A 19370-nucleotide genomic window follows, 5' to 3' on the forward strand; every position below is an offset into this window, starting at 1 on the left:
AAGTTTACACAATGGATAGCACGTAGCTATTTACTTGAGTATTAAATAAAATAGATTCAAAAAATGCAACTCACGGCTAAATTAGTAGAATTACTGCCATTACAAACCGGTACAAGTTCAAAAGGTGAATGGAGAAAACAAAACATTGTTGTAGAGACTGAAGAACAGTATCCTAAGAAGATATGTATCTCTGTATGGGGTGATAAGATTGACGCTAAACTACAACCCGGTAATAAACTGAAGATTGATTTCGATATTGAAAGTCGTGAGTACAATCAAAGATGGTATACTGACGTGAAAGCGTGGAAAATAGAACTGGCAAATGCGAATGCTCCGGGCGAAACTGCGCCGCCGATTGATGCTTCTTTCGATCCGGGACCGGCAGAAATGCCTGGTGATATGCCATTTTAACTGACGTCATTAATTGTCAAGCAGGCAGGTTGTCTGTCGGAAAATTTAGAAAAAGAGCGTTGTCCTGAAATTTGTCTAAGCAATCAGGATGACGCTCTTTTTTTTGTATGTTAGGATTCATCTTTGTGTACTTTGAGAATTCTCTGCGTTTTTTGCGGTTAATCTCAGATTTTTTGCCGCAAAGAGAGCAAAGAATCCAGCAAAGACCCGGATAATCATTTTACAAATTGAACAAACCGGTGGCATTTCTTCCTGTTACTTCAATTATGTCATTCACAGGTTGTTGATATATTTCAGCAAGCTTTTGAGCTACCAGCATCACGTAAGCACTTTCGTTACGTTTTCCACGGTAGGGAGCCGGAGTGAGGTAGGGCGCATCGGTTTCCAGTACCAGATATTCGGGCGAGAGTTGTTCCAATACGTGACTGAGCTTTGAATTTTTGAACGTTACCACACCATTGATACCCAGATAAAAACTGCCCAGGGATAGAATGCGTTGAGCCTCTTCTAATGTGCCTCCGAAACTATGAAATATACCTCTCAGTTTGGAACAATTGTATTTTTCCACGCAGGCAATAGTATCCTCAAAAGCATCACGCTGGTGAATGATTACCGGCAGGTCGTAGTCGATGGCCCATTGTAATTGTTGTTCGAAGGCTTTGATCTGTTCATTGCGGAATGTTTTGTTCCAGTACAGGTCAATTCCCACTTCTCCGATGGCGCAATAGGGACGGCGTTCCAATTCGCTTTTTACCCATTCCAGTTCCTGTTTGTATGTCGCATCCACGCTGGTAGGATGCAGTCCAATGGTTGCGCTGAAATACTCAGGTTCGATGGCTTCAAGCGCCCACATCGGCTCTAGCGTTTCTTTATCCACATTGGGTAAAACAATGTGTGATACGCCGGCCGCTTTCGCCCGGTTGACCACTTCCGTCCGGTCTTCGTCGAACTCAGAAAGGTAAATGTGTGAATGGGTATCTATTAACATTCTAAATAATGTGCAAATATGCCAATAAGAAAAATATGCCAATGAAACTAATAAAATCAGAAGGATTTAATTGGCACATTGGCATATTGAAGAATTGTCTAATTGTCTAATTGTCTCTTATTCCCACTCAATAGTTGCGGGTGGTTTCGAGCTGATATCGTACACAACGCGGTTTACGCCACGTACTTTATTGATAATATCGTTCGAAATCTGAGCCATAAAGTCGTAAGGGAGGTGAACCCAGTCGGCTGTCATACCGTCGGTAGAGTGAACGGCACGAAGAGCGATGGTGTTTTCGTAGGTGCGTTCGTCACCCATTACACCTACCGATTTTACCGGAAGCAGAATGGTTCCAGCCTGCCAGATAGAATCATACAGACCCCATGTTCTCAGCCCTTCGATGAATATATGATCGGCATCCTGAAGAATGCGAACTTTTTCGGCAGTAACATCGCCCAGAATACGTACGCCAAGACCCGGACCCGGGAAAGGATGACGACCGAGCAGATCCTGAGAAATGCCAAGGCTTTTACCTACGCGGCGAACTTCGTCTTTGAAAAGCAGACGCAAAGGTTCCACCACTTTCAGTTTCATGGTTTCAGGCAGACCGCCCACGTTGTGGTGCGATTTGATGGTAGCCGAAGGACCATTGACCGAAACCGATTCGATAACGTCAGGATAAATAGTTCCCTGAGCTAGCCATTTTACGTCTTCTATTTTATGTGCTTCTTTGTCGAATACTTCGATAAAATCGCGACCAATGATTTTACGTTTCTTTTCCGGTTCACGAACACCTTTCAGGTCGTTAAGGAAATGTTCGGTGGCATCTACTCCGATCACGTTCAGTTTCATGCCTTTGTACTGATCGAGTACGCTCTCGAATTCGTTTTTGCGCAATAAACCGTTATTTACGAAGATACAGGTGAGGTTGTCTCCGATGGCACGTTGCAGTAAGACGCCGGCCACCGTTGAGTCGACACCGCCCGAAAGGCCGAGTACCACTTTGTCGTTGCCCAGTTGTACTTTCAGCTCTTTTACAGTGCTTTCGATAAATGAATCGGGAGTCCAGTCCTGAGAGCAACCGCAAATATCCACCACAAAGTTTTTCAACATTTGTGTCCCTTCGGTTGTGTGGTACACTTCGGGGTGAAACTGGATGCCGAATGTATTTTCACCGCTGATTTTGAAAGCGGCATTTTTTACGGTTTCTGTTGAAGCAATCAGTTCAAAATTAGCAGGAATCTCGGTGATGGTATCTCCGTGAGACATCCAAACCTGAGAACGTTCGCTTACTCCTGCAAAAAGAGGAGAGTGCGATGCAGCGACATTCAACATGGCACGGCCATATTCGCGTGTGTCGGAAGGTTCTACCTTACCGCCATTGCTGTGGCAAAGATACTGAGCTCCGTAGCAAACGCCCAAAATTGGCATTTTTCCTTCAAACGGAGTGAGGTCGGGAATCAGCGCATTGTCCTGATGAACAGAGAATGGACTACCTGAGAGAATTACACCCTTCACTGAGGCATCAAGAGCCGGATAGTGATTGTAAGGGTGAATTTCACAGTAAACATTGAGTTCGCGGATGCGACGACCGATAAGCTGGGTATATTGCGACCCGAAATCGAGGATTAAGATTTTGTTGGTCATGCTGGTGTGAAGAATTTTGCTGCAAAGATACGTTTTTTTGCTAACTTTGCACCGTTTTTTATCAAGATAAATTGGTCGGATAAGACGTTGGTGATAATGTTTTGTCTTGCTAATAAGCAAATTAGATGGTTTTTATTGTAGTTTTGCTCCGTGTACGATCCCGACATTGATTGTACTCAGGAGAATAGGTATCTAGTATTTATTAATTTGTAACAGTATGTCAAACAATTTATTAAAAGGAAAAAGAGGAATTGTCTTCGGAGCTTTGAACGACATGTCCATTGCATGGAAAGTTGCAGAACGTGCCGTAGAAGAAGGCGCTTCAATTACATTGACCAATACCGAATTGGCCATTAGAATGGGTACAATCGACGAATTGTCAAAGAAGCTCAACGCCGAAGTGATTCCTGCCGATGCAACCAGTGTAGAAGATCTGGAAAAGGTTTTTGCAAAATCTCAGGAAATTCTGGGTGGCAAAATCGACTTCGTTTTGCACTCCATCGGTATGTCTCCTAACGTACGTAAAAAACGTACTTATGATGATTTGGACTATGATTTGTTGAGCAAAACCCTTGATATTTCGGCCGTATCATTCCATAAAATGATTCAGGTGGCGAAAAAGATGGATGCTATCAGCGAAGGTGGCTCTATTTTGGCGCTTTCGTATGTGGCAGCTCAACGTACTTTGTTCGGTTACAACGACATGGCTGACGCCAAAGCAATGCTTGAATCCATTGCTCGCAGCTTCGGTTATATCTACGGTCGCGAAAAAGGTGTGAGAATCAACACCATCTCGCAATCACCGACAATGACCACTGCCGGTAGCGGTATCAAAGGCTTCGACGGTTTGGTAGACTTCTCTAACCGCATGTCGCCACTGGGTAATGCATCTGCCAGCGAATGTGCAGACTATTGTATCGTGATGTTCTCCGATCTGACCAAGAAGGTGACTATGCAGAACCTTTTCCACGATGGTGGTTTTTCAAGCATGGGTATGAGTCTGAGAGCTATGACTCAGTACAACAAGAGTTTTGAAAACGATTTCAAAGACGAGAACGGTAATATTATTTACGGATAATTTCCCGACTCGATAAACTGATGGTAATTGGCGGCTATCTTTGCAGGTAGCCGCTATTTACAATTTAAATTGTACCTTATAATTTATTTCAACCATTATGCAACTCTCAAAAACAGCAAAAATTTCCATTCTGACAATCTTCCTGATTCTGTTTTGCGATCAAACACTGAAGCTTTTTATTAAATCGCATTTCGAGCTTGGACACGACATACAGATATTCAGCTGGTTTCATATCTATTTTATTGAAAACAACGGGATGGCTTTCGGTATGGAGCTGATCGGGAAATTGTTTTTGAGTCTTTTCCGCATTGGTGCCGGTATTTTCCTGATTTATTATCTGCGTAAAATTATACAACGGCAACTACCGACCGGATATATAATCAGCATTTCGTTGATTCTTGCCGGTGCAATAGGCAACTTGTTCGACTGTATGTTCTATGGACTGTTATTTTCCGACAGTATGGGACATGTAGCTCAGTTTATGCCGGAAAGCGGCGGTTATGCTTCTCTCTTTTACGGTCGTGTTGTCGATATGTTGTATTTCCCTCTTATCGAAGGCAACTTCCCCGATTGGTTCCCGATATGGGGAGGCCAGGACTTTATATTCTTCCGTCCGGTATTCAATATTGCCGATAGCGCAGTGAGTGTTGGTGTTGTATTGATATTGTTGTTCTATCGTCATTATCTTTCCGATAATGAAGTAAAAAAGCCGGTTGAAAATCAGCCTGAGACACAAGCATGAAAACAATAATCGTATATTTTGCGGCAATTCTGCTGCTGTTTTCCTGTAGTACCACACCCAAAGGCGTGCTCCAGGAAAAGAAAATGGCCGACGTACTTTATGAAATGTATTTGGCGGATGCCTGTAATATGGTAAAGAATTACGGAGCCAACCTTGACAGCACAAAGCGTCAGTCTTACCGTTATATTTTGCATAAATACGACGTGTCGGTTGCCGATTTCGACAGTTCAATGGTTTGGTATTCTGCACACCCCGACAAACAGGAACATTTATACGACAGGCTGAACCTGCAGTTTCAAAAACTACAGAAGGATGTTAACGCACGTAAATACAAACAAATAACTCCGGTGCTTACAGAAAACGATACGGTGGAAGTGTGGCAAATGCCCCGTCGTTTTGACTTTACAACCGGAATCATTCATAATAAGGTGAATTTCCACTTTGACCGGAATCAGTTTCAAAAAGGGAATGGCTTTCTGTTGACATACAAGCTGAAACTCAATAAGGAGGATAAGGCTGAAGGAAATAAATTTCTCCTCAAAGTGGCATATCAGGGAAAAACGGACAGTTTGGTGTCTTATGCGAAAAAAGACGGACAATGGCTTAGTTACCGCGTTTTTATGCCGCTGTCACCCAAAACTGACGTTATGACAATAGATGGCTGGCTGCTCGAATGCAAAGGCAATAATATGCCTCAATCAGCTGTTATTGCTGATGTGCATTGTTACCGTATTGCTTATGCTACTCACAAAGGTGCGAAAACATCCCGAAGCTGGTGGCAGAAAATTTTCTCAAAATAAACGGTCATTATTTATAAGCAAGTATACTTACAAAGAACCATATGACACTATATCCCTTAAAATTCAGCCCTATCTATAAAACCCGCATTTGGGGCGGACACAAACTAGAACAATTCGGAAAGCACTCCGATACGCTTCCAAATATTGGCGAAAGCTGGGAACTCTCGGGCGTACCGGGCGATGAGTCGGTGGTGTCAAACGGTTTTTTGGCCGGAAATTCTCTTCCGGAACTGGTGGAGGTTTACATGGACGAACTGGTGGGTAAAAAGGTATTTGAAACGTACGGTGAGACATTCCCTTTGCTGATTAAGCTGATTGATGCTAATGACGACCTCTCCATTCAGGTGCATCCTGATGATGAACTTGCAGCAGAACGCCACAACTCTTTCGGGAAAACCGAAATGTGGTATGCTTTGCCGGGAGCCGAAGATGCTACCCTTATTTCGGGATTTGTGCCGAATGTTGATAAGGACTTATATTTGAAACACCTTGCAGAAGGAACTCTCGAGCAAGTGATGGATAAACATCCGGTAGAAAAAGGCGATGTTTTCTTTATTCCGGCAGGCCGTGTTCATGCTATTGGTAAAGGCTGCCTTGTTGCTGAGATTCAACAAACTTCTGACGTTACATATCGTTTGTTCGACTTTAACCGTGTAGACGACAAGGGAAATGCCCGTGAATTGCACACCGAACAGGCGCTCGATGCTATTGACTTTGCGTACGTGAAAGATGCAAAAAAACATCCGGTAGCAAAAGAGAATGTTCCCTGCGAACTGGCTTCCTGCAACTATTTTACCACCAATCTGATTAAATTGACGGATAAACTGGAACGTGATTACTATCATCTCGATTCTTTCGTGATTTACCTGTGTACGGAAGGATCTGTGGAGATTAAATATGACGGTGGCAGTGAAACAATGGTAAAAGGTGAAACCGTATTGTTGCCGGCTTCCCTAAGCAGTATTACACTGGTGCCGCAACGTTCGTCGGAAATTCTTGAAGTTTACGTTTAGTTATAAAAGTTGAGTCACTTGGCTCTGCGTATATGAAAAAACTTGCCTTGTTGAGCATGATTCTGCTATGTGCAATGACTGTAGTGGCAGGAGAAAGGTGGACAGAAATAGTTTCTTACCGTTTGGATATGAGACTCGATTCTGCCGGGCGATTGCTCAATGTTCAGGCTCTGATTAGACTGGCAAAAGACGATAGCACAAAGACAGTGCGACTCAATTTTGCCGATATTATTCCTATCCATAAAGTTACCTGTAACGGCGATACGATTGGGTATCGTCGTTCGCAGGATGGCTTACTTTTTCAATTGCCGGCTTTCCGGAAAGGCGAGCTTCGCTTCAATTATACACTCGAAACAGACTCCTTCAAAAGCGATCGGGTAATCGCTTTGGTTCGTGCCCGCAAATGGTTCCCTTATTTGTACGACAACGTTGCTTCTTCGAAAATTAACCTGACCGTACCGGCCGGTTATTACGCTTATTCTTCAGGCAAGCAGTCCGGTTATGAGTTTGACGGGACAAACAGGCAGTATCATTTTCGCGTGAAAGTAAATGCCGGAATGCCGTTGTTTATTGCACCGGTAGATTATTATACCAGTCAGACTCAACAATGGAAGGGCCGGCAACTGAATTATTTCTTTCACACAACGGATACGACAAAAGCGAACGCCGTTGTCCGGGAAAGTTTACAAGCTTTTCGTTTTGCATATAAATTTATTGGGAAGTATCGGCCTCCGACGTTTACTTTTATCGAATTCCCGGGCTTTGATTTTTGCCAGTCGATGCCGGGCTTTGTGTTGATGGGTCCCGAATACATTGCTGACGTCAATAAGCCGGATAAGCGCTACTGGGTGGGGCACGAAACGTTTCATCAGTGGGTGGGTAATGGCTATTTTACCCGACTTTATAACCATTCTCCATACACCCGTTTTACGGAAGAATCGTTGACGGAATACCTGCGCATGGTGTACCTGCAAAAGAGTTTCGGCGACGATACCCTGAAAGCAATGCTACGTGAGAATTGCCGGATTTATAATACCTACATCAAGGGTACGGAGGAAGATCTTCCGATTGCGGCCAACCGGCCTAACTGGGTGACATATACCCTCGGTCCGGTAATCTGGCATGTGGTTCGCGGAGAAATGGGCGACAAAAAATGGCAAAAGTTTATTCAGAAGCTCTATTCAAAATATTACGGAAAAGTGATTGATTATGCGGTTTTCAGAGAGCAATTAGTTAAATTTGCATCGGAAGAAACCGTAATCAAAATGGAAAAGTGCCTCAACGAAAAAGGCATTCCTGCTGAATTTGCGGAATAGACAAGCATTTATTTTTTACTACAACCAAACCACATGCAAAAACAACGGGCACCCCGTAATCGTACTTTAACGGTCAATGATGACGAGAAGCTGTCGCTGCGGCAACATTTGTTCACCCCTGAGCAGCCCGTAACTGTGGCACAGGCTACCGATCGTACTATTTGGGGTGATCTGATGCAGGTGCTTGAATTCCTTCCCCGTGAGTTTGCCGACCTGATCATCATTGATCCGCCCTATAATCTTACCAAAGACTTTGCCGGGAACAAATTTACCCAGTTGTCGGAATCGCACTATCTCGACTATCTTCAAAGTTGGTTTCCCAAAGTAGTGGGATGCCTTAAACCCGGAGGATCGCTTTACCTGTGTGGAGACTGGAAATGTACTTCGGCTCTGCAAACTGTGATGCAGGAACATCTGACAGTGCTTAACCGTATTACCTGGCAGCGCGAAAAGGGCAGGGGCGCCAAAACCAACTGGAAAAATTCGATGGAAGATATATGGTTTGGCGTGAAGGATGCAAATCAATACACTTTCAATGTGGATGCTGTAAAGGTGAAACGGAAAGTGCTGGCTCCATACCGTCACGAAGGTAAGCCCAAAGACTGGCAGGAAACTGAAGAGGGAAAATTCCGTCTGACGCATCCCTCCAATTTTTGGGATGATATTACGGTTCCTTACTGGTCGATGCCGGAGAATACCGATCATCCTACCCAAAAGCCTGAAAAGCTGATTGCTAAGTTGATTTTGGCCAGCTCCAACGAAGGCGATATCGTCTTTGATCCGTTTCTTGGCTCGGGCACAACCTCGGTGGTAGCCCGTAAACTGAACCGTCATTTTTGCGGAGTGGAGATGAACGAAGATTATTGCCTGCTGGCCGAAAAACGCCTCCAACTGGCACAAACCGACCCTTCAATACAGGGCTATGTCGACGGTGTTTTCTGGGAACGTAATACTCTGAAGTAGCCGGATTGCCGAATAGGCATAACTCCGTCCTTTAGGGCGGAGATTAAGATGCCAATGACCGATTGGGCTTTAGCCCTGAACGTGATGTTTTGTGATAATCGAAGGAGTCAAGGCTAAAGCCCTGAATATGCATTCCTCTTTTCTCCGTCCTAAAGGACGGAGTTAATAGAGTCTGCACAGGTCGCTTTGCGGATAATCATTTAATCTAATATCAATATCTTCTATTATGAAAAATAAAAACTTCTTCCTTTGTGCTGTCTTGCTCGGCAGCATGTCGTTCGGCAATGTCTTTGCCGGCAAATCCAAACCAAAAGTTGCAGCAGTTCCCCAACGTGTGATTGCCATCGATTACAATCAGGCGAAAGGTCCCTTGAACACTCAGTTTAAAGAATGTATCGGTGCCGGACGTGCCAATGAAGGCTTGCGTGCCGACTGGCTGCAACAACTGGCTCTCGTTAAGAAAGAGTGCGGTTTCAAATACATCCGCATGCACGGCCTGCTTACCGACGATATGGGCTTGTACCGCGAAGATAAAAATGGTAAGCCTGAGTACAACTATCAATACATCGACGTGTTGTTCGATTACCTGTTGAGTATTGGAATGAAACCGTTCGTGGAACTGGGTTTTATGCCCGAAGCGCTGGCAAGCGGCAAACAAACTATCTTCTGGTGGCGCGGAAATGTAACTCCTCCAAAGGATTACAATAAATGGGAAGCTCTTGTTCGTAATATGGCTCAGCATTTTACTGAACGTTACGGCGAAAACGAAGTGAAGAGCTGGTACTTTGAAGTGTGGAACGAACCCAACCTGAAAGGCGCTTTCTGGACAGGGACGCAGGAAGAATACTTTAAGTTGTATCAATATGCGGTGAATGGTATTAAGTCGGTCAATAAAGCCTATCGAGTGGGTGGACCAGCCACAGCCGGTGCTGCCTGGGTACCCGAAATGATTGAGTTTTGCCATAAAAATTCATTGCCGCTTGATTTTGTCAGTACCCACACTTACGGTGTGAAACAGGGCTACCTTGATGAGTATGGTAACTCTGGAACTGTACTCAGCAAAGATCCGATGGCCGTGAGTGGAGACATTCTCAATTCCCGTAAGCAGATTCAGAATTCGGCCATGCCGGGTCTCGAACTGCACTATACAGAGTGGAGCGCATCTTATACACCGTCCGATCCGATTCACGACAGCTACCACGAAGCGGCCTACATTCTGCAAAAAATCAAACAGGTGGGCGATGCTGCTACTTCGATGTCGTACTGGGTGTTTACCGATATTTTTGAAGAAGCGGGGCCACGTTTTACACCGTTTCATGGAGGGTTTGGTTTGCTCAACTATCAGGGCATTAAAAAGCCGGCTTACTATGCCTTTACGTTCCTGAATAAGCTGGGCGAAACCGAGTTGACGAACAACGACAGTGAGTCGTATGCCTGCAAGAATAGCAAAGGCGATGTGCAGTTGCTTTTATGGGACTTCACCAATACCCATCCGGGCGATTCGGTCAACAATCAGGTTTACTACGTGCGCGATCTGCCGGCAAAGAACAAAGGGAAAGTGGTGGTGTCGCTATCGGGTATTCCGCAAGGAAACTACACGATGGAGCTGTATAAGGTCGGTTACAAAGTGAACGATGCGTATGCTACCTATTATGCGATGAACAAGCCTAACCAACTTACGAAGCAGCAGGTGGAAGAGATCAAAAAAGCCAACGACGGATCGCCGGTGGCCAAAGAAGAGATTCAGATTGCTGCCGACGGCAAATTCTCCCAAGCGCTTGATTTGAGGGAGAACGATGTTTGGTTTGTCAATCTGGTGAAGCGATAAAGCTTTTTCTCGCAAAGGCGCCAAATCGCAAAGAACTCTTTATATCCAGATTTTTTTTAGCGGCTTGGCGTCATTGCTAGGTATTATTTTTTTCTTCTGTCGCACGAGGGTATCGATAAGGGAAAGGCGTTTATATACAACCACAAACGATAAAAATATAATAGAATGAAAGCTTACTATTTTTTCTTGTTGATTCTGGTTTTTTCTGTTTTGTTTACTGTTAGTCAGCGTAGTCAGGCTTCAGATAAATCAAAGCAAACACACCCTGTGACAAGCGGTAAGAGTTCCTCAATAATGCCTGATTTTTACTTGTATATAGATAGTATGAAAACAGGAGAAGCTTTTACAGATAAGTCGGACATGTATGGCTACTATCGTTTGCTGTTTGTTTCTAGCGAAGAAATCCGTAGCTTTTATGTCGAGAAAATTAATATTGTAGGGGATGGAATCGTTAAACTTCAGAATCGCTATAAGATTGAAGACGAGACATTCGGAATAAATATTAACGATTCTGACTTCAAGTTTTTACAATGGAAGTCTCCTGAATTAATAGAAGTTTATAGCCGGGGTAAAAAGGTTGTTCTTAATTTGACATTAAAGACGAGCCTTTGAAATGTAAGATGAGTTTGCAATTTTACTGGATAAGGTGTGATTCTGTTTTACAGTAAATGAAATTCACACAAAAACGCCAAGTCGCAAAGAACTGTTTATATTCAGATTCTTTAGCGTCTTGGCGTCTTTGCGAGATATGATTTTACCGATTATTTGAAAATTTTGATGCGCTCTTCAAGCGGTTGAAACTGTTTGGCATCGGGCTGAAAAGTCGGTTTACCGAAAGGCATCTGAGCAATCAGTTTCCACGATGCGGGCACATTCCACTCTATCTTTACGTCTTCTTCAATCAGTTCGTTGTAGTGCTGCAGCGAAGCACCGAATCCTTCGGCTTCCAGTGCGGTCCAGATCACAAACTGGTGCATTCCGCTCGCCTGTAGCGACCATGAAGGAAAATTGTGTGCATATGGAGGGAACTGGTTTTGCAGATTTTCCACCACGCTGTTATCTTCGAAATAGAGAACAGTCCCATATCCGCTCTTGAAAGAATCAATCTTCACTTCGGTGGCTCCGAAATTTTCAGCAGGAACAATCTTTCGCAAAGCTTCTTTGGTGATGTCCCATAGCTGGTCGTGCTGAGCGCCCAGCAACAAAATCAGCCTTGCACTTTGAGAGTTGAATGCCGACGGGGTATACTTCACGGCATGTTCTATCACCTCCTGAATCTTTTGATCAGAAACGACGGTTTCTTTACTAATCCCATAAAAGGAACGTCTTGCTTCTACTGCTGAATAAAAATCTTTTGCCATAATCGTATTTTTATTTTGTTTTCTATATGCAAATGTAATATCTGGTTTCACGTTTTGGGTTACAGTTTCAGGAAAGGATGTGGTACATTTCGGAAGAGAGCAGAAAAAAGAGGGAGAAAGATTCAAAAGGTGATTAATTGTAGTAATTTTGAAGTTGAATCACCGCCATGGAAGCTTACGAACCCGATAAATGGAGCCGTCCGGCAATGTGGCAGGAGCAGTTGCCGGAGATGAAAGTGCAGTGTCATCTCTGCCCTCTCGAATGTGTTTTGCATCCGGGACAAACAGGAATATGTCGTACTCGTATCAATAATGAAGGGGTAGTGTACACACAGGCTTATGGTAATCCCTGCTCCATTAGCATTGATCCGATTGAAAAGAAGCCGTTGTTTCATTTCTTTCCCGGCAGTGGCATTTACTCTCTTTCTACGGCCGGATGCAATTTTCGATGCCTTAATTGCCAAAACTGGCAGATTTCACAGGCGTCACCCCGCACATTACAGCATTTTGAACTTACTCCTCTCGAAGTAGTACAACAAGCTCTTCGACACGATACTGACAGTATTGCCTTTACGTATACCGAACCAACAGTGTTTTACGAATATCTTCTCGATACGGCATCTATTGCCAAAGAAAAAGGTTTGAAAACAGTGTTTATTTCAAATGGGTTCATCAATAAAAAACCGCTTGCAGGACTAATGCCGTGGCTCGATGCGGCCAATATTGACCTGAAGTGTTTTGATGATGAAATATATCGTCACCTTGACGGAGGAAGGCTGCAACCGGTGCTTGATACGCTGAAGATGCTAAAAGCCGGCGGCGTTTGGTTGGAAATTACCAATCTGCTTGTTCCCGGATATACCGATAGTCCTGAAATGATATTGGTTATGTGCGAATGGCTGGTTGCGAATGGTTTTGCAGATACTCCGCTTCATTTCAGCCGTTTCTTTCCTACCTACAAGCTGAAAGAAATCCCGTCGACAGCCGAAACTGTGCTGATTCATGCCAAAGCCATTGCCGAGAAATGCGGTATGAGATTTGTTTACATCGGCAATGTGCCTGATCTGCATGGTGAAAATACTATTTGCCCGGTTTGCCGGCAATTGTTGATAGAACGGGTAGGGTACAGGGTAAAATCGAACTATATCCATCACGGTCGTTGTGTCTTTTGCGGCGAACCTATTCCCGGCGTTTGGCAGTAAACAAGTTTCTTGAATGTCCACATCTTAGTATAAAAGACGGTTCTTAACCCGATTCTTATAACTCCGTTCTTTAGGACAGAGCAAAGTCAGGTTGACCATGCATTGGCTTTAGCCTTGATGACAGGCGTTTTATTTGTTTTATCATCATAAATAGTACCATTGGTTAACTATTTGATTGTGTTATAAAAGAAGGGCGAATGGCTCTTTTTTTTGTGATAGTTTTTGTAAATTCGGACATTATTTCAAACAACACTTATTTTAAGATCAAACCTATGAAAAAACTCGTATTAGCCTCCTTTTTGCTGACGATTCCGCTGCTTGCCGTCTGCCAGAATGGAGAGAAATTTGTGAACGATTTATTGTCGAAAATGACCCTCGACGAAAAAATCGGGCAGTTAAACCAGTACACCAGTGATGGTGCTGCTACCGGTAAGATTACCGTAGATGCGGAGAAAGAAAAGCAGATCAGAGAAGGAAAAGTGGGCTCCATGCTCAATGTGATGGGAGTGGATAAAACCCGTGCATTGCAGGAAGTCGCCATCCAGTCGCGGTTGCACATTCCTCTGTTGTTCGGACTGGACGTAATTCATGGCTTGCGTACCACCTTTCCGATACCTTTGGCTGAAGCGGCCAGTTGGGATATGTGGCTGATGGAGAAATCGGCACGTATTGCGGCCACAGAAGCTTCGGCTTATGGCATTCACTGGACATTTGCCCCGATGGTGGATATTGCCCGTGATCCGCGCTGGGGACGCGTGATGGAAGGTGCCGGTGAAGACACCTATTTTGGATGTCTTGCTGCACGTGCACGTGTAAAAGGTTTTCAGGGTGCAGGACTGGGCAACACCGATGCCATCATGGCTTGTGCAAAGCATTTTGCGGCCTATGGCGCTGCTGTCGGTGGCCGTGATTACAATTCGGTGGATATGAGTCTTCGCCAGTTGAATGAAACCTATCTGCCGCCATTCCGCGCCGCGGTAGAAAGTGGCGTGGCTACGCTGATGAACTCGTTTAACGACATCAATGGCATTCCTGCCACGGCAAACAGTTATATTTTGCGAGACAAACTGAAAAAAGAGTGGAATTTCAAGGGATTTGTTGTCAGCGACTGGGGAAGTATCGGCGAGATGATTCCGCATGGATATGCGAAAGATAGCTACGATGCAGCAAAGAAAGCCATTTTGGCGGGCAGCGACATGGATATGGAGAGCCGTTGCTATCGCGATAACCTGAAGCAACTGGTAGCGGATGGCAGGGTGCCGGTATCGTTTATTGATGATGCAGTAAAACGTATTTTGTTGAAAAAATATGAGTTAGGTCTATTCAAAGATCCTTTCCGCTTTTGCAATGAACAACGCCAACAGCAGCAAACCAATAATGCCGACAACCGAAAAGCTGCCCGTGAAATTGGCGAAAAAAGTGTTGTATTGCTCGAAAACAAACCGGTAAATGGCAAGCCTTTATTGCCACTTTCAAAGAAAAATATGACCCTCGCTCTGATTGGCCCATTTGCAAAGGCTACTGTTGAAAATCATGGCTTTTGGTCGGTTGCTTTTCCTGATGATGCGCAACGGATTGTCTCTCTGTATGACGGCATCGCTTTGCAACTCGACAAAAGCTCGACATTGCTTTATACCAAAGGCTGCAACGTGAAAGACGAGGATACTTCAAATTTTGGAGCAGCTGTCGATCTGGCCAACAAAGCCGACGTGGTGATTCTCTCTCTGGGAGAAGCTCCCGATATGAGCGGTGAAGCAAAAAGCCGCAGTTCTATACGTCTGCCGGGTGTGCAGGAAGATTTGTTGAAAAGGGTTTGCGCTACGGGTAAACCGGTTATTTTGCTGATTAGCGCCGGGCGGCCTCTCGTTTTCAACTGGGCTGCGGATAATGTTCCGGCTATCCTCTATACTTGGTGGTTGGGTACCGAAGCCGGAAATTCGATTGCAGATGTTCTTTTCGGCGAATACAATCCTGCCGGAAAACTGCCCATGTCTTTTCCTCGCACCGAAGGGCAGATCCCCATTTACTACAATCATTACAGCACAGGACGCCCGGCTAAAAACGACGATGACAAGAATTATGTTTCGGCCTATATCGATTTGCAAAACAGTCCGCGCTATGCTTTTGGTTACGGTTTAAGCTATACTTCGTTTGATATTGCCAACCTGAAGTTGTCTTCCGATAAGCTGAAAATAAAAGGTGATAAGCTGAAAGTAACTGTCGATGTGAAAAATACTGGCAATTATGATGGCGAAGAAGTGGTACAGTTGTATGTGCGCGACTTGGTGGGAAGTGTGGTTCGTCCTGTTCGCGAGCTGAAAGGCTTTCAGAAGATCTTCCTGAAAAAAGGAGAAATGCGTAATGTGGAATTTACCCTGTCACCCGACGATCTGAAATTTTACAATAATGACCTTCAGCATATTAACGAATCCGGAGAATATGACCTGTTTGTGGGTAATTCGTCTCAGGCTGCATTAAAAGGGCATTTTGAGCTGACAGAGTAAATTGAGGAGCTATCTGTCTACCTCTTCAGGAAAAACAGTAGCAGTAAAGACATACAGGTTGGCTTTTTTCCATCCATCCCAATCGAGACCGGCTTTATCACGGGCGCAATGACCTAAAAATTGCTCCGTGCTCCAGCCGGTTTCTGTTGCTACCTGCGGCAGAAATACACCGGAGCGGAAACCGTCTTCAATGTAAATGCCGTGTTTGCCCAGTTTTATTTCAGCAATATTGTCGATATGGCGTAAAGGGGATAGAACCGATATTTCAATGTCGATATCTGGTAACTCGTCTTTTCGAACAGGGGCAAAACGAGAATCACGACATGCGGCTGCAATCGTCATTTCCTGTACCACCTGATAGAGAGGAATATCGCTGGTCATGCGGCCGATGCAGCCCCTTAGTTTCCCGTTTTTATGCAGGGAAACAAAGGCGCCGCAATGTTCATGAAGCGATGAAGGCAAATCGGCCGGTTCAAATTCATATATTCGTTCGTAGACACAAAATTCTTTTAGCGTGTTTTTGGAAATCTCCAACAACATCGCTTTTTCTTCCATGGTCAGACTGAAACCGTTCTTTTCTTCCTTGTGCTCAGCAACCGCTATTCCCCAATAACCAACTACCCGGTTGCGGTCTCCATAGTATTTCGTATCGCCGGAGTTCCGGTAATCGACGGCATAATACTTCAGGTTTTCATTCCCTACAGTCATATAGAGCAGCGTGAGTACCGAAGTCCATCCGCAAAGGCTGGTGGCCAGATGAGGTATATGCTGAGAAATGTTTTCTGCCAAGGTATTCATCAACGCTTTGGGATTGTTCTCCAGAATGGCATCTTTGGTTTTTGCATCAATTTCCTGTGCATCTTTATAACCCGGATAGTGTGAAAAATCGGTGCTGATGATAAAAAGATTTTCGGAAGATAAATAATGCTTTAATACCGAGGCAATTCGTGAGCATACGGAAGGCGTAGCTGTTCCAATGAGTATCGGAACGATGCTGTAGTCATGTTTCATTACATGATGCAGGATCGGCAGCTGTACTTCAATCGTATGTTCGTCCTGATGGTGTTTGCCATTGCATGAAAATATGTCCGGATGCCTTTCAACAAGCATCTTGCAAAAAGCGGTATCAACCTTTTCTACGCCATAGGGCATTACAAAGTTACCATCGCAATACAGCGAGGCTTTTTCAAATGCGTCGTGGTGCGATGAGCCGATAATAAACACTCTTTTATAGTGAGCGTCGGGATCTATCTGGTTGAAAGCCGAAGCTGCTACAGAGCCCGAAAACATATATCCCGCATGAGGAGCAATAATTGCTCTTACGTATTTTACCTGTTTAGGCTCTGCTCCCGCAAACAGTCCGGCAACCTGCTGCTTGAGGATGTCGGGCTCTTCGGGATAAAACTTGCCAGCAACGGCCGGAAGTCTGTCTGTTGAATTCATATGCTGTTCAAATTCAATTAAGTACTTCTTGTTGTCAATAAACAATATCGCTCACACCTTCTTTGCCGGATTGCCGTTGTTCTTTTTCCTTATCCTGTTGTATTGATTTGGTAAGAGCAATAGTTCCGGTAAGTCCGCCCAGACTCATGGTTTCTATAGCAGAACTTGGCACTACAACAATGGTGGAGTTGGTTTTCAGACCTTCGTATAACATATTCATGGCACGCAGATGGAATGCTGTCGGATTTTCCGAATAGGTTCTGGCTGCTTCTTCAAATTTGCTGGCAATCTGACGTTCCGAATCACCCAGAATAACTCTCGCCTGTCGTTCGCGCTCGGCTTGTGCCTGCATTGACATGGCAGTTTCAAGTCCCTGAGGAATAAGCACATCTTTTACTTCAACCGAAATGACATTAATGCCCCACGGTTCTGTTCGTTCATCAATGATATTGCGCAAAAGTTCGCTGATTTTTTCACGGCCTTCCAGCATATCCGAAAGCATAGTTTTACCGATAACATCACGTAAGGCAGTCTGAGAAGCCCAACTGATAGCGCTGTAATAATCGGATACATCAATTGCTGCTTTTTTAGGATCAATAACTTTCCAGAAGAGAACCGCATCTACATCCACCGGAACGGTGTCTTTAGTCAATGTTTTTTCTGCCTTGAAAGAGGTTGTGATAACCCGAATGTCAATCCAGTAAGGAATGTAATCAACAATAGGAATAATAAAGAAAATGCCGGGTCCGCGAAGAGCATGAAACTTGCCGAGACGTAGAACGACGGCTCTGTCCCACTGGTTAGCAACCTTTGTTGCCCATGCTACAAATATTGCTACTATGAAGCTGATTATTAAAATGACATGACTTGTTGTGTCAGTGAAGTCGGGACTTATTAAAAGAGCAAGTCCGATACCGATTAAGACAATAATTACAAAGAGTAACGCTGCAATAGAACCTACATTTTTCATAGTTGAAGGAATTAAAGGTGTAGAATATTGTTACAAATTTAAGTTGCTAATTCACGAAGTGTTATTGCGTGAGGAATTAATTTTGAAATGAAAGTCGGATGGAAAATCGTCGTTTGATGAGTCATCAGACAATTTTGGCTAAATTTGTAAATCAAAGAATTCAGCGCATAAAAATGATAACAATAGGAAAAATGAATAGATTGGTTTTGTTGTTGATGGTGTTAATCTCGTCTTCCGTTGTCTTCGGACAAGTTTCGTTTCCTCTTTGGCAAAAAGGTTCAATGCCCAATAGCTGGGGGATGAATATCAGAGATAGCATTGCCAATGAACGTGTCTACAGGGTGGGGCAACCTGATATAGAAGTATATACTCCATCGAAGGAGGAAAACCGTAATTTCGCTATTCTGGTGATTCCGGGGGGCGGTTATGCCCGTGAAGCCAACGTGGTGAGCGGATCACAAATTGCCAAGTATTTCAACACGCTGGGAGCTACGGCTTTTGTGCTGAAATATCGTTTGCCGCAAAGTCCTGATGTGGTTCACCCCGAATTGGCTCCTTTGCAGGACGGGCAGCGGGCCATAAAGCTGATGCGTGCTCTGGCGGGAAAATATCACTACGATGCCGATAAGATCGGTGTTTTCGGAACCTCGGCAGGCGGACATCTGGCGGCTTCGCTGGGAGTGTATACCGAAGATTTTACCGAAGTGAAGGATTCATTGTCGAAATATTCGATTCGGCCCGATTATATGATCTTGCTTTCGCCGGTTATATCGCTGGCCGATCCCTATGCACACAAGGGTTCGCGCGAAAATCTGTTGGGTAAGAGTGCAAGCAAGGAGATGATTGATAAGTTTTCGCCCAACCTGCATGTGACCGAAACCACGCCACCTACCTTGCTAATGCAGGCAAATGACGATCCGGCAGTGCCTTCGTTCAACAGCGCCATGATGTATATTGCGCTTCGGGAAAAGAAAGTGAATGCCTCATTACACATTTTCCCGCATGGCAAACACTCCATCGCTCTGACTCACAATCCTATTTCTACCGACCTTTGGATGCCGATTGTTGAGGCATGGTTAAAAGAGTTAGGGTGTTGAAACAATA

17 protein-coding genes are annotated in these 19370 nt (G+C 44.3%); 12 read left to right on the plus strand and 5 right to left on the minus strand.

All coding sequences use genetic code 11. The features are described from left to right. Positions 1 to 63 precede the first annotated feature (63 nt). Complete coding sequence (locus tag PJIAN_RS11175) at positions 64 to 411, plus strand: DUF3127 domain-containing protein (RefSeq protein ID WP_068705059.1); 348 nt, start codon at positions 64 to 66, stop codon at positions 409 to 411. Between the two features lie 220 nt (positions 412 to 631). Here the strand turns inward: PJIAN_RS11175 and PJIAN_RS11180 are convergent, their stop codons facing one another. Both PJIAN_RS11180 and guaA read right to left on the minus strand, forming a co-directional pair. Then, positions 632 to 1399, minus strand: a complete 768-nt coding sequence (locus PJIAN_RS11180) for a TatD family hydrolase (protein ID WP_068705061.1) — start codon at positions 1397 to 1399, stop codon at positions 632 to 634. Between the two features lie 117 nt (positions 1400 to 1516). Further along, positions 1517 to 3046 (minus strand): glutamine-hydrolyzing GMP synthase, encoded by a 1530-nt coding sequence (guaA, locus tag PJIAN_RS11185; protein WP_068705063.1) that lies wholly within the window; start codon positions 3044 to 3046, stop codon positions 1517 to 1519. Positions 3047 to 3263: 217 nt separating this feature from the next. Between guaA and PJIAN_RS11190 the strand changes: the two genes are divergently transcribed. The 8 genes from PJIAN_RS11190 to PJIAN_RS11225 all read left to right on the plus strand — a co-directional run bounded on the left by PJIAN_RS11190 (position 3264) and on the right by PJIAN_RS11225 (position 11398). Then, a complete protein-coding gene (locus PJIAN_RS11190) occupies positions 3264 to 4124 on the plus strand; it encodes an enoyl-ACP reductase FabI (protein ID WP_068705065.1) in 861 nt (286 codons plus the stop codon). A gap of 97 nt (positions 4125 to 4221) precedes the next feature. Further along, positions 4222 to 4866: a lipoprotein signal peptidase gene (locus tag PJIAN_RS11195; RefSeq protein WP_068705067.1), complete on the plus strand. Its 645-nt coding sequence runs from the start codon at positions 4222 to 4224 to the stop codon at positions 4864 to 4866. After that, positions 4863 to 5666 carry a DUF4296 domain-containing protein gene (locus tag PJIAN_RS11200; protein WP_068705069.1) on the plus strand — a complete coding sequence of 268 codons (804 nt, stop codon included), beginning with the start codon at positions 4863 to 4865 and terminating at the stop codon, positions 5664 to 5666. Before PJIAN_RS11195 ends, PJIAN_RS11200 begins: the two co-directional genes overlap by 4 nt. A gap of 41 nt (positions 5667 to 5707) precedes the next feature. Beyond that, positions 5708 to 6679: a type I phosphomannose isomerase catalytic subunit gene (locus PJIAN_RS11205; RefSeq protein ID WP_068705071.1), complete on the plus strand. Its 972-nt coding sequence runs from the start codon at positions 5708 to 5710 to the stop codon at positions 6677 to 6679. A gap of 32 nt (positions 6680 to 6711) precedes the next feature. Then, a complete protein-coding gene (locus tag PJIAN_RS11210) occupies positions 6712 to 7995 on the plus strand; it encodes a M1 aminopeptidase family protein (RefSeq protein ID WP_068705073.1) in 1284 nt (427 codons plus the stop codon). A 33-nt stretch (positions 7996 to 8028) separates the two neighbouring features. Then, the gene (locus PJIAN_RS11215; protein ID WP_068705075.1) at positions 8029 to 8958 is read left to right on the plus strand and encodes a DNA-methyltransferase; all 930 of its coding nucleotides are present in this window, start codon (positions 8029 to 8031) and stop codon (positions 8956 to 8958) included. A gap of 226 nt (positions 8959 to 9184) precedes the next feature. After that, positions 9185 to 10786, plus strand: a complete 1602-nt coding sequence (locus PJIAN_RS11220; protein ID WP_084252393.1) for a GH39 family glycosyl hydrolase — start codon at positions 9185 to 9187, stop codon at positions 10784 to 10786. A gap of 165 nt (positions 10787 to 10951) precedes the next feature. After that, a complete protein-coding gene (locus PJIAN_RS11225; protein ID WP_068705079.1) occupies positions 10952 to 11398 on the plus strand; it encodes a hypothetical protein in 447 nt (148 codons plus the stop codon). A gap of 149 nt (positions 11399 to 11547) precedes the next feature. Here the strand turns inward: PJIAN_RS11225 and PJIAN_RS11230 are convergent, their stop codons facing one another. Further along, on the minus strand, positions 11548 to 12147 hold the full coding sequence (locus PJIAN_RS11230) for a nitroreductase family protein (protein WP_068705081.1): 600 nt from the start codon (positions 12145 to 12147) through the stop codon (positions 11548 to 11550). A gap of 167 nt (positions 12148 to 12314) precedes the next feature. On the opposite strand from PJIAN_RS11230, the gene amrS reads away from it, so the two are divergent. After that, positions 12315 to 13349 carry an AmmeMemoRadiSam system radical SAM enzyme gene (gene amrS, locus PJIAN_RS11235; protein WP_068705082.1) on the plus strand — a complete coding sequence of 345 codons (1035 nt, stop codon included), beginning with the start codon at positions 12315 to 12317 and terminating at the stop codon, positions 13347 to 13349. 272 nt (positions 13350 to 13621) lie between these two features. Continuing rightward, entirely contained in the window at positions 13622 to 15853 is a 2232-nt protein-coding gene (locus PJIAN_RS11240) for a glycoside hydrolase family 3 N-terminal domain-containing protein (protein WP_068706430.1), read from the plus strand. Positions 15854 to 15862: 9 nt separating this feature from the next. On the opposite strand, the gene amrB is transcribed toward PJIAN_RS11240, so the two are convergent. Further along, the gene (amrB, locus tag PJIAN_RS11245) at positions 15863 to 17296 is read right to left on the minus strand and encodes an AmmeMemoRadiSam system protein B (protein WP_068705084.1); all 1434 of its coding nucleotides are present in this window, start codon (positions 17294 to 17296) and stop codon (positions 15863 to 15865) included. Positions 17297 to 17330: 34 nt separating this feature from the next. Further along, a complete protein-coding gene (locus PJIAN_RS11250; RefSeq protein WP_084252394.1) occupies positions 17331 to 18266 on the minus strand; it encodes a slipin family protein in 936 nt (311 codons plus the stop codon). Between the two features lie 191 nt (positions 18267 to 18457). Here PJIAN_RS11250 and PJIAN_RS11255 point away from each other — a divergent pair, with 191 nt between their 5' ends. Next, positions 18458 to 19363 (plus strand): alpha/beta hydrolase, encoded by a 906-nt coding sequence (locus tag PJIAN_RS11255; RefSeq protein ID WP_068706434.1) that lies wholly within the window; start codon positions 18458 to 18460, stop codon positions 19361 to 19363. Positions 19364 to 19370: the final 7 nt, after the last annotated feature.

It is taken from the genome of Paludibacter jiangxiensis, from assembly GCF_001618385.1.
Classification (GTDB): Bacteria; Bacteroidota; Bacteroidia; order Bacteroidales; family Paludibacteraceae; genus Microbacter; species Microbacter jiangxiensis.